Source organism: Oerskovia sp. Root22 (genome assembly GCF_001429135.1).
GTDB lineage: Bacteria > Actinomycetota > Actinomycetes > Actinomycetales > Cellulomonadaceae > Oerskovia > Oerskovia enterophila.
In genome coordinates, this window is the sequence record NZ_LMIL01000002.1 from 649 (window position 1) to 16004 (window position 15356).

Annotated in this window: 10 protein-coding genes; 4 read left to right on the forward strand and 6 right to left on the reverse strand. The window is 69.0% G+C overall.

The genetic code is table 11. The features are described 5' to 3' along the window. Both ASE15_RS21420 and ASE15_RS03530 read right to left on the reverse strand, forming a co-directional pair. Positions 1 to 1028 (reverse strand): hypothetical protein (locus tag ASE15_RS21420; RefSeq protein ID WP_235534143.1); only part of this gene is annotated, 1028 nt, incomplete at its 3' end. 1255 nt (positions 1029 to 2283) lie between these two features. Continuing rightward, positions 2284 to 5901 carry a DUF11 domain-containing protein gene (locus ASE15_RS03530; RefSeq protein WP_162259116.1) on the reverse strand — a complete coding sequence of 1206 codons (3618 nt, stop codon included), beginning with the start codon at positions 5899 to 5901 and terminating at the stop codon, positions 2284 to 2286. A gap of 460 nt (positions 5902 to 6361) precedes the next feature. Here ASE15_RS03530 and ASE15_RS21425 point away from each other — a divergent pair, with 460 nt between their 5' ends. From ASE15_RS21425 to ASE15_RS03545, 3 genes are all read left to right on the forward strand, one after another. Further along, positions 6362 to 6781: a hypothetical protein gene (locus tag ASE15_RS21425; protein WP_157277133.1), complete on the forward strand. Its 420-nt coding sequence runs from the start codon at positions 6362 to 6364 to the stop codon at positions 6779 to 6781. Between the two features lie 146 nt (positions 6782 to 6927). After that, positions 6928 to 7170, forward strand: a complete 243-nt coding sequence (locus ASE15_RS21810) for a hypothetical protein (RefSeq protein WP_369800546.1) — start codon at positions 6928 to 6930, stop codon at positions 7168 to 7170. After that, entirely contained in the window at positions 7167 to 7445 is a 279-nt protein-coding gene (locus tag ASE15_RS03545; protein WP_056761553.1) for a response regulator transcription factor, read from the forward strand. Before ASE15_RS21810 ends, ASE15_RS03545 begins: the two co-directional genes overlap by 4 nt. 238 nt (positions 7446 to 7683) lie before the next feature. On the opposite strand, the gene ASE15_RS03550 is transcribed toward ASE15_RS03545, so the two are convergent. The 3 genes from ASE15_RS03550 to ASE15_RS03560 all read right to left on the reverse strand — a co-directional run bounded on the left by ASE15_RS03550 (position 7684) and on the right by ASE15_RS03560 (position 12929). After that, positions 7684 to 8988, reverse strand: coding sequence for an APC family permease (locus tag ASE15_RS03550; protein ID WP_235534144.1), 1305 nt, complete (start codon positions 8986 to 8988; stop codon positions 7684 to 7686). 525 nt (positions 8989 to 9513) lie between these two features. After that, positions 9514 to 11541, reverse strand: a complete 2028-nt coding sequence (locus ASE15_RS03555) for a penicillin-binding transpeptidase domain-containing protein (protein ID WP_235534145.1) — start codon at positions 11539 to 11541, stop codon at positions 9514 to 9516. A 182-nt stretch (positions 11542 to 11723) separates the two neighbouring features. Next, a complete protein-coding gene (locus ASE15_RS03560) occupies positions 11724 to 12929 on the reverse strand; it encodes a MalY/PatB family protein (protein WP_056647344.1) in 1206 nt (401 codons plus the stop codon). 213 nt (positions 12930 to 13142) lie between these two features. Between ASE15_RS03560 and ASE15_RS03565 the strand changes: the two genes are divergently transcribed. Continuing rightward, positions 13143 to 14351, forward strand: a complete 1209-nt coding sequence (locus ASE15_RS03565; RefSeq protein WP_369800547.1) for an ATP-binding protein — start codon at positions 13143 to 13145, stop codon at positions 14349 to 14351. A gap of 39 nt (positions 14352 to 14390) precedes the next feature. Here ASE15_RS03565 and ASE15_RS03570 read toward each other — a convergent pair whose 3' ends face one another. Further along, complete coding sequence (locus tag ASE15_RS03570) at positions 14391 to 15230, reverse strand: DedA family protein (RefSeq protein ID WP_082608592.1); 840 nt, start codon at positions 15228 to 15230, stop codon at positions 14391 to 14393. Positions 15231 to 15356: the final 126 nt, after the last annotated feature.

Consider the following 15356-nt stretch of genomic DNA (forward strand, 5'->3'; position numbering starts at 1 on the left):
GTGGTCACAGCGCCCGAGCGGACCTCGAGGTCGCCGTCAGCGGTCATACGGTCGCTCACGTCGTACGTGCCCTGAGCTGCGCCGGTGTTGGTGGCCACGACGTCGTAGGTGACCGTCCACGTCCCGTCACCGTTCGGTGTCGGCCCCGCACTGACCGTCTTGGTCACGTCGATCAGCGGCAGGGAGGCACATGCGTCGTCCTGCGCGACGGTCCCGTTGTGGGTCAGGGTCGTCGAGTTCGCCAGACCGCCGTTCTCCCCCGAGCCCGGGGCCGGGCACTGAAGTGTCTCCGGGGTGACCACAGCCTGGTCAAGAGAGACGACGACCTGCACCTTGTACGTGTGCGAGGCCCCCGCTCCAAGCGCGATGCCATCACCGTTCGGTGTCGGCCCCGCACTGACCGTCTTGGTCACGTCGATCAGCGGCAGGGAGGCACATGCGTCGTCCTGCGCGACGGTCCCGTTGTGGGTCAAGGTCGTCGAGTTCGCCAGACCGCCGTTCTCACCCGAGCCCGGGGCCGGGCACTGAAGTGTCTCCGGGGTGACCACAGCCTGGTCAAGAGAGACGACGACCTGCACCTTGTACGTGTGCGAGGCCCCCGCTCCAAGCGCGATGCCGGAAGCGACCACGTTCTCAGGTGCTCCGTCTGCGCCCTGTCCGGTCCACCCACTGTTCACGGTGACACCGGCGGGTGCGGTGAGGATGCTTGCCGATCCGACGAGGATGCCTTCGCCGTAGTGGAGCTGATCAGCGATGTCGTACGTGCCCGTGGCCGCCCCGGTGTTGCTCGCGACCAGGTCATAGGTGATCGTCCATGTCCCGTCACCGTTGGGCGTCGGCCCCGCACTGACCGTCTTGGTCACGTCGATCAGCGGCAGGGTGGCACACACGTCGTCGCCGGTAGTCTCACCGTTGTGGGTCAGGGTGGTCGAGTTCGCCAGTCCACCGTTCTCACCCGAGCCCGGGGCCGGGCACTGGAGCTGGCCCGGATCGATCGTGGCCTCGTCCATCTCAACGGTGACCGTCACCTGATAGGTGTGAGTCCCNTTGTGGGTCAGGGTGGTCGAGTTCGCCAGWCCRCCGTTCTCACCCGAGCCCGGGGCCGGGCACTGGAGCTGGCCCGGATCGATCGTGGCCTCGTCCATCTCAACGGTGACCGTCACCTGATAGGTGTGAGTCCCGCCGGCGGCGAGTTCGATCCCCGCGGCCACGACGTTCGCTGGGGCGCCGTCGGCGCCCAGCCCCGTCCAGTCAGCGTTGGTCGTCACACCGTCCGGTGCCGTAGTGACCGCGGCGCTGGTGATCTCGATGCCCTCGCCGTAGTGCAACTGGTCGCTCAGGTCATAGTCCCCCGCAGCCGCACCCGTGTTGGTCGCGACCAGGTCGTAGACGATGGTCCACGTCCCGTCACCGTTGGGCGTGGGACCAGCACTGATGGTCTTGTCGACCGTGATGAGCGGCAGGGTGGCGCATACGTCGTCCTGGGCGACGGTCCCGTTGTGGGTCAGGGTGGTCGAGTTCGCCAGTCCACCGTTCTCACCCGAGCCCGGGGCCGGGCACTGGAGCTGGCCCGGATCGATCGTGGCCTCGTCACCGTTCTCACCCGAGCCCGGGGCCGGGCACTGGAGCTGGCCCGGATCGATCGTGGCCTCGTCCATCTCAACGGTGACCGTCACCTGATAGGTGTGAGTCCCGCCGGCGGCGAGTTCGATCCCCGTAGCCACGACGTTCGCTGGGGCGCCGTCGGCGCCCAGCCCCGTCCAGTCAGCGTTGGTCGTCACACCGTCGGGTGCCGTGGTGACCGCGGCGCTGGTGATCTCGATGCCCTCGCCGTAGTGCAACTGGTCGCTCAGGTCATAGTCCCCAGCAGCCGCACCGATGTTGGTTGCGACCAGGTCATAGGTGATCGTCCATGTCCCGTCACCGTTGGGCGTGGGCCCAGCGCTGATGGTCTTGTCGACCGTGATGGATGCGACGGTCACGCATGCCTCGGCCGAGTCGGTGAGGCTGTTGTGGTCGATCGCGGCGGCGTTCGATAGCCCGCCCTGCGATCCGCCTGGCTCCGCGGAGCACGGCGTGATCACCGGAGCCCCCTGGGTGCCATCTGCCAGGGCGAGGACAACCTCGACCTGGTAGGTGTGCTCGGCCCCGGAGGGCAAGGTGACTTCGGAGGCGATGACGTTCTCCGCCGCGCCCTCAGCCCCGAGACCGGTCCAGGACGGCGAAGCCGTCACACCCTCTGGGGTGGTGGTCACAGCGCCCGAGCGGACCTCGAGGTCGCCGTCAGCGGTCATCATAAGTACCGGCGCCGGCGCCGGTGTTGGTGGCCACGATGTCGTAGGTGACTGTCCACGTCCCGTCACCGTTGGGCGTCGGGCCGCCCGAGACTGTCTTGGTGATGTCGATGGACGGGATCGGGGCGCACGCCTGGTCCTGCTCGACCTCGCCGTCAGGGCCGGTCATTTCTGAGGTGTTATTGAAGCCCTGGTTGGCGTTGGATCCTTCTGCCGGGCAGGCTGTCGGGTCGTTGGCTCCGGAACCGGCGCCCTCGACCTGCAGAGGCACCTCGGCCACGACGGTCACCCGGTAGACGTGCGGGGTGTATCCGTCGTCGTCGGTGCCAGCCAGCGGGACGTCGGTCGCGATGGTCAGGTTGTCCTGGCCGTTCCATGCAGGATCGGCGAGCGTGACACCGTCAGGTGCCTGCGTCACTGCGGCCGAGACGATGGTCGCCTGGTCGGTGAAGTGCAGCGCGTCCTCGAGCGAGTAGGTCGTCGACGGGGTCTGGGTGTTGGCCACGACGATCTCGTAGACGACCTCCCACTGCCCGTTTCCGATCGGGTTCGCCGAGACCAGTTCCTTCGTGTGGGTGGGGTCTCCGATGACCACCAGGCCGGCCGGGTCGCAGTTGATCGTCGGGGGAACCTGGGAGTCTGCAGGAATGTCCGCTTGGGCGCAGGCCGTGTTGACGACCGAGTCCGCCAGGGGCTCGGTGAGCACGATCTCGAACTCGTGGCTCTGGGTCTGGCCGGGAGCCAGCGAGTCGATGGTGAACGATCCAAGCTCGGGCTGCTGGTCATCGGAGATCTCGATACCAGTCAGCGTGCCCTGGCCGGTGTTCTCCACCACGATCCGATAGCGCACCGTGTCCCCGACACGGAACTCGGGGTAGTCGACCGGATCGTTGGCATCACGCCACGTACCGGCGGCGTCCTGCACGTACTTCTTCAGTGAGGCCGAGTAGTAGTTCGCGATCTCGGTCGGGGCGGAGGTCCGCATCACGAGCCGAGTGTTCTCCGCACGGCCCTGCGCCCGGTTGACGAGGATGTCCCCTCCCTCCATGTCCTCGGTGGCGATCGGTACGGTGAACGTGAAGGAGGCTCGTGCCGCCAGGGGGCCGGTGATGACGCGCACGGCGGTCGCGTCCGGGGTGAACGTGGTGGTCCATCCGACCGTGTTCCCACCCGGGTTGCCTGCCGCGCCGTTGGAGCTGTCGGCAGAATCGTCGTTCAACGTCGCAGGGTCGGCCGTCGTGTAGTAGACCGTGGCCCCCATCGAGACCTGGATCGGACCACTGAGCTGGTAGGTGCCGCTGATGTCGGTCCCTCGCCCGTCACTGGTGTACGGCAGGATGTCGATCACGTCGACGAACTGCTGGGTCATCGGGTCCTCGGAGCGGACCAGTACCGTCCATGACCCCTCGCCGGCGCCGTCGCCGGTTAGGTTGGGGATGAACGCCTGGTCGGCGGTCTTGATGATCCGGGTCAGGCCTGAGTCGTTGACCACGACCGAGGCGGTGGCTGCACCTGACTGTGCGCCGCCCACGGCAGCGGTCACGGTGTTCACCAGCCGTGCCCCACCCTCAAGCTCTGCCGGGTACTGGACGTCGTAGGACAGTGCATGGGCTGCGTTCGTGCTCACACCGTTCAGCGTCCACGTCAACACCTGACGCCCGCTGGCGTCCGTCGTGGTGACCGGCTCTGGGGTTGATGACCCCGGCACGTACGTCGTCCCGGCCGGGAGCGTGTCGACGAGCTGGTAGCCATCAACGGTCGGGGCAACCGCCCCCGTGCCGTTGGCCGAGTAGTTCAGCGTGTACGTCGCCTGCCCACCAGGGTCGATCGTCGTCGGAGTCACCGACTTCTCGACGTTCGGGGTGACTCCGATGACCCGCAGGATGTCACGCCCACCAGCCGCATACGCATAGCGGGCGCCCGGGGTGGGAACCCCATTGACAGGCGCATCAGCGACGTTGGCGCTGCGGTTCGGGTAGACCCATGCATTCGTCGCACTGGTCGCGCTGATGTAGGCACCCCAGGTCCACACATTCGCCCCCACCGGGGCGTCGGGCTTCACCTGCTGCAACGTCTGCAGAACCACCCGCTGCGCCCGGATCGCAGGCGTGAGGGTATAGATCGCCCGTACCGCCTTGACCGTCGACAGGTCAGCCGGTGCCGTCGTCGTCCACCCCGTGGTCCCCTCACACGTGAAGGCGTTCGGGTCGTACGAGCCGCTCGCCGGGTTCAACAGCGCCGACGTACCGGTGTAGTACGCCACCGGAAGACCGGCGAGCGGTCCCGTGGTCGAGTTCTCGAATCTCGTGACGGCCCCGGTGAAGGTGACGTACCGGGTGTCGAGCACCGAGCAGAGTCCACCCTGTGTGGCGTTGATGGTCGAGACGTTCGGGAAGTTGACCTGCGGCGCCGACATGACCTGCGTGCCAGGTGCTACCCGGTAGGTGTCCGACCACGCAGCACCGCTCTGCCCCGTGTAGCTAGGGGTCCAGGCGTGAGTCCAGTACCCGCTGACCCACGTCGTGTTAGCGGTGTTGTTCGACGCGTCGTCGGGGAAGGTCTGACCATCGACCGCGGTGTAGGTGGGCGCACTCGAGGTCAGGCCCACCCGGCCGGCGTTCTCCGTGGAGATGACCCGGATCTGGATCTGACCAGAGGCCACCGCAACGCGGTCGGTCGGCAGCGCGTTGCCAGCCGAGTCCCTGGTGGGGGCTAGCGCGTGGCTGTAGTCGATTCCGGAGATCGTCAGCGTGTAGGAGGTCGAGCTGTTGCGCGTCAACGTGCACGTCCCGGCGAACGGGCCGACCTGATCCGCAGCATGCGTGCCGCCCGACCACGGGTGCCCGCTGGCCGTACCGCTCGTGAAGGCGCGGCAAGCATCAGGCCCGACCTGCATCGTGGCGCCCAGGCTGTTCTCCAGCGTCAGGTTGTACGTCGCAGTGCCTGGGCCCGCCGGGCTGTACGCCCCGTGGAACACCGTCCAGTTGAACACCACGTCACGCGAGGTCGGGTTCAGCGTGCTGCTGCCCGCGCTCTGCACCCAGTAGATGTCCTGCAAGAAGGTGTTCTCGATCCCGATCTCCGGCAGCTGCGCCTGCTGGCCGCCGATCGACGCCGAAGCGCTGATCGAATCACCCGTGGCCCCGGTGACCCGCATCGCACTCGTCAGCGAGACCGCCGTACCCTGCGCCTGCGTGCCCACGTTGCACACCAGCGTCGATCCATCACCGGAGATGTTCGAGGCTGGAGTCACGCCATCGGTCAAACAAGCTGGCGGTAGCGAGTCGAAGACCGCGTCCTGCGCCGTCACCGTGATCGTCACGTTCTCCACCGGCGCGTTCCCCGGCGCCGCAGCATCGTCATTGAGGTTGAACCACCATTGCGCCGAGACCGCATCGCCGGTCTTGAGCGGGGTGGGCGTTCCCTCAGCCCAGCTCCCCTGCAACTCATAGACCGTCGCGGCCTGCGCCATAGGGACAATAGCCATACCCGCCACAAGTGCCGCGATAAGGACACCCGCCAAGCCGGCTAGTCGACGCCGCAGCATCATGATGCGAAAACGCTTCTGCCCACGGGCGACGGAACGGCTTGGCGACAGGTGCTTCATGGCAATCGGTGGCCTTTCTCGGAACTGGATAGAGGTACCACTTGCTCGCCAAGGACGAGCTCCTTGCCCTATGTGACCAGCCCTCCTCACGACCATGACGGGCAGAAAATGTGATGTGTGTCACATTCGAGCACTGGCTCGGGTGCAGACCTGGCGTCGTCCAACGCAAGGAGCTGGAGGAGCCGAAGGTCCCAATTTCCGCATGAATCCAACACTCCGGGCCGATCGCGCAGGCCGAGCGTTCGGCCCGTGCCCACACTTCTTTCGGGTAACTCTCAGGAAGCGGAATTCACCCGCTCTAGGCACAGTTGTGCAACTTAAGTTAATAAAATGAACCCATAGAACACAGGAGCGCGCAGTCGGCAACCGGTAGACACGGATTGAACGCCTGCCGACCGCACATGACGAAGGTCCCTCGAGATGAGCCGACGGACCTTCGCCATGCTGTCACCGCTGGAAGATGGCTATCTCTGAGGGGCGGCCGGAGTTCCTCGCTCAGTGGGGTCCGGATGTATCCCACAGCGTGGAAGTAGCGGATGTAAGAGTCGAGCATGTCTGCGTCGACCGATGGGCAGAGGAGGCCGCTCGAGGCGAGGTCGCGCTCGGTGCGCTCTCGTCCGAACCGCGGGAACGTGCCCTCGAAGTAGAGCTCCTTGACGGTCACGTCGCTCGACGTGGCGACGTTGGTGACGATCGGCAGGAACGCCACCACGGGGTGCTCGGGGTGCTCGCTGCAGAACGTGGTCAGCGCATCCAGCCACTGGGTGTACTCGAGGGTCTCGATCCGATGGCCGTGGGCGCGCTGCCGGTCGACCCTAAGGCTGAGCGGGGCGTAGCGAGGATTCGTGAGGTGGTAGGTCTGTCCCTCGGCAGGCCGTGACCCGGCTAGGTGGATGACCGCTCGGGTTCCGCACTGCGGGGATCCCGGTCCGGACGCAAGGCCTGGCGACGGGCGGACTGACGGATCTCGACCCGAGCCTGCAGCTCGCCGTCTACCGCATCTTGCAGGAGGCCCTCACGAACGCCTTGCGTCATGCGCCCGGTACGCCCGGGGTCGAGGTCGAGATCCACCGCGACGCGGGCGGTGTCGAGGTCGTCGTCATGGACGGCGGGACCACACTCCCGGTCGAGGCGAGTCCCGGTTCGCAACGAGGGCTCGTGGGCATGCGTGAACGGGCCGCGGTGTTCGGCGGCGTGGTCGAGGCCGGGCGGTACGGTCGGGGGTGGCGCGTCCGTGCGCTTCTGCCTTGGGACGAAGGAGAGACATGAAGGTCTTCGCGGACAGGTTCCCGGAGACGGGCGAGGCGCCCGCCGCGAACGCCCCACACCCTCTGCTGACCGAACTCACACCCCGAGAGGTCGACGTGCTGCGTGCCATCGCGGACGGCCGGTCCAACGCGGAGATCGCGGAGCGTCTCTTCCTCTCCGAGACCACGGTCAAGACCCACGTGGGCCGCATCCTCACCAAGCTGCAGGTGCGCGACCGCCTGCAGGCCGTGGTGCTCGCCTACGAGACGGGACTCGTCCAAGCACGACACCGCTAGGCCGTCCGGGCCGCGCATCGCTGGGAACGTCGATCAGCGATACGTGGGCCCGTGGGTTTCGTGCTCGTGAGCACGAGCAACCCCGCGGCATCGTCCTCGGGAGCGATCTGGAGCTGGCCGATCACGGTGCCGGTGGCTTGGTGGACACGGGCACGTTCTGGCCAGGTCGTGGCTGCGAACCCCCGCTCGTCGACGCGCTGTTCCAACCAGGGCTGACACAGGCATCTGGGGCGGTCGATCAACCGTCCGCGCGGGGGGCAGAGCCCGTGCGACGACAGGCCAGGCGCGTGACCAGATAGAGAGCCACGCCTACGAGCACCAGGGCTCCGGCTCGGAGCCAGGTCTGCGGTTCCTGCTGGGTCAGGAGCAGGACGCAGCTCCCGGCACCGAGCACGGGCACGATCGTCGCGACGCGGAAGTGATCCTCCCTCACGGTGTCCCTGCGCAGGACCAGGACCGCGATGTTGGTGCTGATGAACACCACCAGGAGCAGGAGCACCACGGTCTCCGCGAGTGCGCCGAGGTCGCCCGTGAAGACCAGTCCCATCGCGACGAGCGTGGTCGCCATGATCGCGACCCACGGGGTGCGCCTGCCGGGAAGCACCCTGGCCAGACCGGTAGGCAGCAGCCCTTGTCGCGCCATGCCGTAGGTGAGCCGGCTCGCCATGATCATGGTGAGCAGGGCACCGTTCGCGACCGCAATGAGCGCCACGACCGCGAAGAACCGTTCGGGTACGACATCAGCGACCTTGACGACCTCGAGCAGTGGCCCCGTCGAGCCGGCGAGCCGCTCGGGGGGCGATACCGCGACCGCGGCCACTCCGACGGCGACGTAGACGACCCCCGCCGTGATCAGCGCACCGAAGAGCGCGCGCGGGTAGACCCGGCGGACGTCCTTGACCTCCTCGGCCAGGTTGGCGGAGGTCTCGAAACCGACGAACGAGTAGTACGCGATGAGCGAGGCCGAGAGGACGGCCAGTACCGGGGTCGTGTCCTGGGTGAACTCAAGGGCGCGTCCCGGCGATGCGTCGCCCCGGGTGAGGACGACCACTGCGAGCACCACGATCAGAAGCAGACCGGAGAGCTCGATCGCGGTCATAGCCACGTTGGCTCGTAGGGACTCCTGGATGCCACGAGCGTTGAGGGCCGCGACGAGAAGCAAGAAGACGAGCGCGACCGGCACGACGGACAGATCCACGAAGGATCCGAAATAGTCGCCAGCAAACGCGAGGGACAGACCGGCGGCGCTCGTGACACCCGCAGCAAGCATGCAGAATCCCACGAGGAACGACACGAGAGGCACCTTGAAGGCACGTTCGGCGAACACCGCCGCACCCCCAGCCGCAGGGTACTTCGTGACGAGCTCGGCATAGGAACCGGCGGTCAGCAGGGACAGCCCGAGGGCGACGAGCAGCGGCAGCCAGACGGCGCCGCCCACCTCACCTGCCATCTCCCCCACCAGTGCATAGACCCCCGCGCCGAGGACGTCACCCAGGATGAAGACGTAGAGAAGTCGTCCTCCGACCGCACGGTTGAGTGGCATGGACGTAGACGTGGTGGTCGTTTCAGACATCTCGGCAGGCTCGCATGGGAGTGGCCGACTCGCGAACGCCCAGCCTCCTTGCCACAGCGTCGGTCACCACGATGGCCGCTGCTGAGATCGCTCGGCGTGGATCGCACTCCCTGAAGCCCTGGATCTTCCGCCGCACGATCGACCACTACCTCGGCACCGCCATGCTCATCGTCGCCGTTATCGGGCTCTACCTCTCTGCCCAGGACACCGTCTCCTCGGCAGACGCGTCGGCACCCTCGTGCCCTTGCGGATCTCGGTCGTGCGCAGCTGGCCGGCCCACTCGGCGACGTCCCCCCAGCGCACGTTCCTCGTCACTGATAGCCATCTGGCTCCCCCTCTCGTCACCCGCAAGACCTAGCAGGATGACGGCGGACCAGGGCGCAACCTCGGGCGTTCACCCGGCCTGGCCGAGCTGGGCCGCGATGATCTCGTCGACGACCGCCTGAGGGTCCAGATGCTCGCTCACCCGGGCCGTGAGCAACGCGCCGACCCGGGCTACTCGCCCGTGTTCGGCGCGTCGAGGAACGCCTGCATGAGCGGCCCCGCCGTGCCCGACCCGCTGTCCCCGGTCTCGACGAACACCGCGACCGCGAGGTCTCCCTGGATCGCGATCATCCATGCGTGCGCCTGGCTGCCGTCGCCGTACTGGGCCGTGCCCGTCTTGACCGCGACGTCCCCGGGCAGGGTCTTGAGCGCGACCGCGCTCCCGTCCGTCACGACCGACCGCATGAGGCTGAGCAGGGTCGCGGCCTCGTCCGCGGTGAGCGACGACGGCGCCGGGGTCTCGTCGGCGACGGCGGTCACGTCGGGGCGGACCAGGACGGGCGAGACCCGCGCGCCGTGCGCGACGCTCGCGGCGAGCGTCGCCATGCCGAGCGGCGACGCCTCGACCTTGCCCTGGCCGATGATCGAGGCGGCGTGCTCGGTCCCCTCGGCCGAAGCGGGCACCGAGCCGAAGAACGCGGGGGCGCCCAGCTCGGACTCGACGCCCAGGCCGAGGTCCGCGGCCGCGTCGTGCAGAGCCTGCTGCGAGACGGCGTCGCGCTGGGAGATCATCGCGGTGTTGCACGAGTTGGCGAACGCGGTACGGAAGGGCACCTCGCCCAGGGCCGACGTCGGGTACCCCGGCACGTTCTGGAACTCGCGCCCGTCCACCGAGAGGGTCGGCGTGCACGACACGACCGACTCGGGTGTGAGCCCCGTGCGCAGCATCGCGAGCGCCGAGGCGACCTTGAACGTCGAGCCGGGCGCGTACTTGCCGGTCGTGGCCGTGGACGTCCCGTCTCCGCCCGGGCCGCTCGCCGCGACCAGGACGTTGCCGGTCGAGGGCTCGATCGCGACGATCGCGCTCGCCGACGGGACCCCTGACAGGACCGACTCGGCCGCGACCTGCATGTCGGGGCGGAGCGTCGTGGCGAGCGACGCGCCCGCGACGGGTTCGACCGTGAAGACGTCGGTGACGTTCTCCACGGGGTCCGGCTCGCCGTCCAGGTCGGTGTCCTCGCCCGTGTCCTCGCCCGCGCTCCCGTCCGCGACGATGCTCACGGTGATCCCCGGGTTCCCGCGCAGCTGGACGTCGTACTGCCGTTGGAGACCCGACAGCCCGACCGTGTCCCCCGCGACGACCCTGCCCTCCGACTCCTCGACCGCCTCCGCGGTCGCGTCCCCGACGCGGCCCAGGATGGCACGCGCGAACGTGCGGGTCGGCGCGAGGTCGAGGGTCCCAGGAATCACCGAGGCCCCGTCGATCGCCTCGACCGCCCCGACGTCGATGCCCGCGGTGTCGTCCTGACGGACCACGATGGCCTCGACGAACGCCTTCTCGCCCGCCCCGGCGACCTTCTGCGCGTACGCCTCGACGTCGATCCCGACGGCCGCGGCCACCTCGCGCGCGACCCCGTCCTGCTGGGCCGGGTCGAGGTTCATCTTGTCGACGCCGATCCGGTGCACGGGCCGCGGCTCGACGATCGGCATGCCGTCGCCGCCGAGGATCTGCCCGCGGTCGGCGCGCACGCGCGTCACGGCCAGCCGGTCGCCGTCGGCGAGGTCCGGGACCAGGACGTCGGGCTCCCAGGCCACGGCCCACCTCGCGGGCCCGTCCTCGCCCTTCGCGGGTTCCTGGAGCGCCAGGTCGACGGTCGTCTCGTACGTCCAGGGCGTGGCGTCGGTGACGTCCCAGCTGTACGCGAGCGTCGCGGTGGCCGCCTTGCCCTTGTCGTCGCCCTCGGCGACGACGTCGACGTCGGCCACCGTGACCGTGTGCTCGACCTCCGCGAGGGGCTCGAGGACGGCATCCCGGTGGGCCGCGACGTCGATGGTGGCCCGCGTGAACGTGACGCCCTCGAAGTCTCCGTCGGAGATCGCGGTCGCGAGCGCCTCGGCCGCGTCCTTGGCACTGGGAGGCTCCTCGGTGCACGCCGTCAGGACCAGCGCGAGGGTGGGGACGAGGAGGAGGGCACCGAACCGCACGGGTACCCGCGCTCCGGTCGACCTCGTGCTCCGGCGCTGCTGCTCGAGACTCACGTGCTCCCCCTCACGGTGTGCCGGTCGCAGACCGACAGAAACGGCGATCCGGGCGTCGTCGCCCGGGAGCGAGGCTAGCCCACCGGGCGCGGACGGGCGTCGTCGGGCATGGCCCTGCACCACTGCAACCCCGAGCCTCCACACGATCCCCGCGGACGTCGCGCCGGACCGTGCGCGCCCGCTCAGCGTCCGGTCGGGGCGCCCTTCGCGGCCTCGCCCATGCGACGCACGGCCTCGGTGAGCACCTCCTGGCTCGTCGCCAGGTTGAGGCGCACGTGCCCCGCTCCGCCAGGACCGAAGTGCCTCCCGTCGTTGAGCGCGACCTTGGCCCGGTCGAGGAAGAACCGGTAGGGGTCGTCTGCGACGGACGACGCGTCGAGCCAGGCGACGTAGGTGCCCTGGGTGGGCTCGTAGCGGACCTGGGGCAGGTGCTCCTCGAGGAGATCGGTCAGGAGCAGCTTGTTGCGGCGGATGCCGCGCAGGACCGCGTCGAGCCACACCGTGCCCTGCGTGAGCGCCGCGGCGTGCGCGATCACGGACACGTGCCCGACGCCGTGCACGACCTCCTCGGGGATCCGCCGCAGGTCGGCGGCCGCCTCGGGACCGCCCACCGCGACGGCGGCCTTGAGGCCCGCGAGGTTCCAGGCCTTGGACGCCGACAGGACCGCGATCGAGTCCTCGGCCCCGGCCACGGTCACGATGGGGGTGTATGCCACGCCGGGCGCGGTGATGGGCGCGTGGATCTCGTCGGACACGATCCGCACGCCGTGGCGGCGGGCCAGGGCGGCGAGCCCCTCGAGCTCGGCGCGCGTGTGGACCGTGCCCGTGGGGTTGTGGGGGTTGCACAGCAGGTAGACCGCGCGGCGCCCGCTGCCGGGGCCGGTCCCGTTGAGGGTCGCGCCGGTCGCGTCGGCGAACGCCGCGTCGAGCGCGTCGAGGTCGAGCCGGAAGTCCGCGGTGAGCGGCGCGGTGACGATGCGGCGTCCCTCGTTCTGGGTGAACCCGAAGAAGGGCGGGTAGACGGGCGGGCTGACCACGACCGCGTCCCCCGGCCCGGTGAGCACCTTGAGGATCTCCATGAGGCCGAGCATCACGTCAGGCACCATGCGTGTGCCCTCGGGGTCGAACGACCAGTCCCAGCGGCGCTTCGCGAACTCGGCGAGCGCCTCGGCGTAGGTGTTGCCGTAGTCGTAGCCCGTGTCGCCCGATCGCATCGCGGCCGTCACGGCCTCGACCACGGGCGGCGCGAGCTCGACGTCCATCTCCGCGACCCACAGGGGCAGGACGTCGGGCGCGTAGGCGCGCCACTTGAGGCTGGTCCGACGGCGGAGCTCGTCCTGGGTGAGGGCGTCGAGCGGGTTGTCGGTGGCGAAGGGTGAGGTGGTCACGGCTCGAGCCTACGGTGACGCGATCGGCTCAGCAGATCTGCCGCACGAAGGCACCAGGGACCGCAGAACGGTAGTGTTTGATTCCGAAGAACGGTAATGTTTGAAGGCGAAGAACGGTAACATCCAGAGCCGAGGAACGGTGGTGCGGAGATGCCCTACACCGAGCGGGTGCTGGACCGCGTGCTTGACCGACTGATGCACGGACTACCCGCTGTGACGATCGAGGGACCACGTGCGGTCGGCAAGACCGCCACGGCCCTACGGCGCGCGCAGACCGTCGTCGCTCTGGACGATCCTGCGACCGAGACGCTGACCTCGGCCGACCCGACGCGACTCACGCGACTTCCCGGGCCGGTGCTCGTCGACGAGTGGCAGCGCGTCCCCTCGGTCTGGGACGTCGTCCGGAGAGACGTCGACGAGAACCCGACCCCCGGTAGGTACCTGCTCACCGGTTCGTCGGCGCCGTCGAAGCCACCGACCCATTCCGGCGCCGGACGCATCGTTCGTGCACGGATGCGCCCCATGACTCTCTCCGAACGCCATGTCCAACCGGTGACCGTCTCGCTCGCAGAGCTGCTGTCCGGAGACGTACCGCCGGTCGGGGGCGAGAGCAGCATGCGCCTGGCGGACTACGCCGACGAGATCGTCTCCTCCGGATTCCCCGCGCTCCGCAGCCTTCCGTCCAGCGTGCGCGACGACGCCCTCGACGGCTACCTCGACGGACTCGTCGAGCACGACTTCCCCGAGCTCGGTGTTACCGTCCGCAGGCCGGCCACGCTTCGCGCATGGCTGACGGCCTACGCGGCCGCGACGTCCTCGACCGCCTCGTACAACGCCATACTCGACGCAGCCACCCCGGGGCTGCCGGACAAGCCCGCGAAGGCGACGACCATCGGCTACCGGGATGCCCTCTCGAAGCTGTGGATGCTGGACGAGGTCCCGGCCTGGACCGGCGGCCTGAACCACCTGAACAACCTGGCACAGAGCCCCAAGCATCACCTCGCCGACCCCGCCCTGGCAGCACGGCTCCTCGGGGTCGGGACAGCGAAGCTCCTGGACGACCCGCATCATGGTCCCCCCGTCGTCAGAGACGGCCCGCTCCTCGGAGCCCTGTTCGAGGCGCTCGTCACCCTGTCGGTGCGCGTCTACGCGGACGCGGCCCGCGCCACCACCAGCCACCTGCGCACCTCCCGTGGCGACCACGAGGTCGATCTCATCGTCCAGAGGCAGGACGGGAAGTTCCTCGCCATCGAGGTCAAGCTCGCTGCCGACGTCACAGACACCGACGTCAAGCACCTGCGCTGGCTCCGTGACCGCGCAGGAGACGACCTCCTCGACGCCGTGGTCGTCACGACCGGTCCCGGAGCCTACCGACGTCGGGACGGCATCGCCGTGGTGCCAGCGGGCCTGCTCGGTCCCTGAGGCACCGCCGCCAGGCGGCTCGCGGCCCGCGTCGGCGGCTCAGCCGTCCGTGCCGCGCCCCGCGCCCGCCCGGGCCCGCTCGAACACGCCCTTGGGCAGCGCGAGCGTCGTCGTGGGGGTCTTGGTGCGCCGGACCGCACCCGGCTCGGGGACGGGCGCGTCGTCGTCGGGCGCGTCCGGGGCGAGACCGCGCGCGTGCGCGGGCGGCGCTCCCCCGAAGACCGCCCTGGACACCCGCAGCACCACGAACACGAGCACCGCGAGCGCGACGGCCGCGATGACGATCTTCTGCAGGACGCCCGCGTACTCCTCGACGAGGTGCCAGCTCTCACCCAACGCGTAGCCCGCACCCACGAAGATGCTGTTCCAGATGAGGCTGCCCGCGGTCGTCAGGACCACGAACTTGGGGAGCGGCATGCGGTCGACACCCGCGGGGAGCGAGATCAGGCTCCGGAAGATCGGGATCATCCGGCCGAAGAACACGGCCATGCTGCCGTGCTTGTGGAACCAGGCCTCGGTACGGTCGACGTCCTTGAGCTTGACCAGGGGCAACCAGCCGATGATCTTGCGCGTGCGCTCACGACCCACCAGGACGCCCACGTAGTAGAGCGCGATCGCGCCCACGAGCGAGCCGATCGTCGTCGCGACGATCGCCGCGAAGACGTTGAAGCTGCCCCGGCTCGCCGTGAACCCGGCCAGCGGCAGGATGACCTCGCTCGGCAGCGGCGGGAAGAGGTTCTCGAGCGCGATCGCGAGCCCTGCGCCGAACACGCCGAGTGTCTCCATGAGCGACACGGCCCACCCGGCGACCCCCCCGAGGTCGGGTTCGCTCGCGGCGGCCGCGTGCACGAGGTCGGCGGGAAGGATCGAGAAGGGCATGCGCAGACTGTAGACGGCGAGGACCGGACAATTCGAACCCGGGCGTGTCACGTGTGGGGGGCGTGCAGGACTGCCGCTGAGTGCGGAGTTCTTGTGCGACACGCCGGGTGTTTCGCGCAAGAACTC

Excerpts from the sequence above, each read along its gene's own strand:
- ASE15_RS03545 (WP_056761553.1), top strand. The coding sequence starts at position 7,167 with ATGAAGGTCTTCGCGGACAGGTTCCCGGAGACGGGCGAGGCGCCCGCC.
- ASE15_RS21425 (WP_157277133.1), top strand. The coding sequence starts at position 6,362 with ATGGCTATCTCTGAGGGGCGGCCGGAGTTCCTCGCTCAGTGGGGTCCG.
- ASE15_RS03570 (WP_082608592.1), bottom strand. The coding sequence starts at position 15,230 with ATGCCCTTCTCGATCCTTCCCGCCGACCTCGTGCACGCGGCCGCCGCG.
- ASE15_RS03550 (WP_235534144.1), bottom strand. The coding sequence starts at position 8,988 with ATGCCACTCAACCGTGCGGTCGGAGGACGACTTCTCTACGTCTTCATC.
- ASE15_RS03530 (WP_162259116.1), bottom strand. The coding sequence starts at position 5,901 with ATGAAGCACCTGTCGCCAAGCCGTTCCGTCGCCCGTGGGCAGAAGCGT.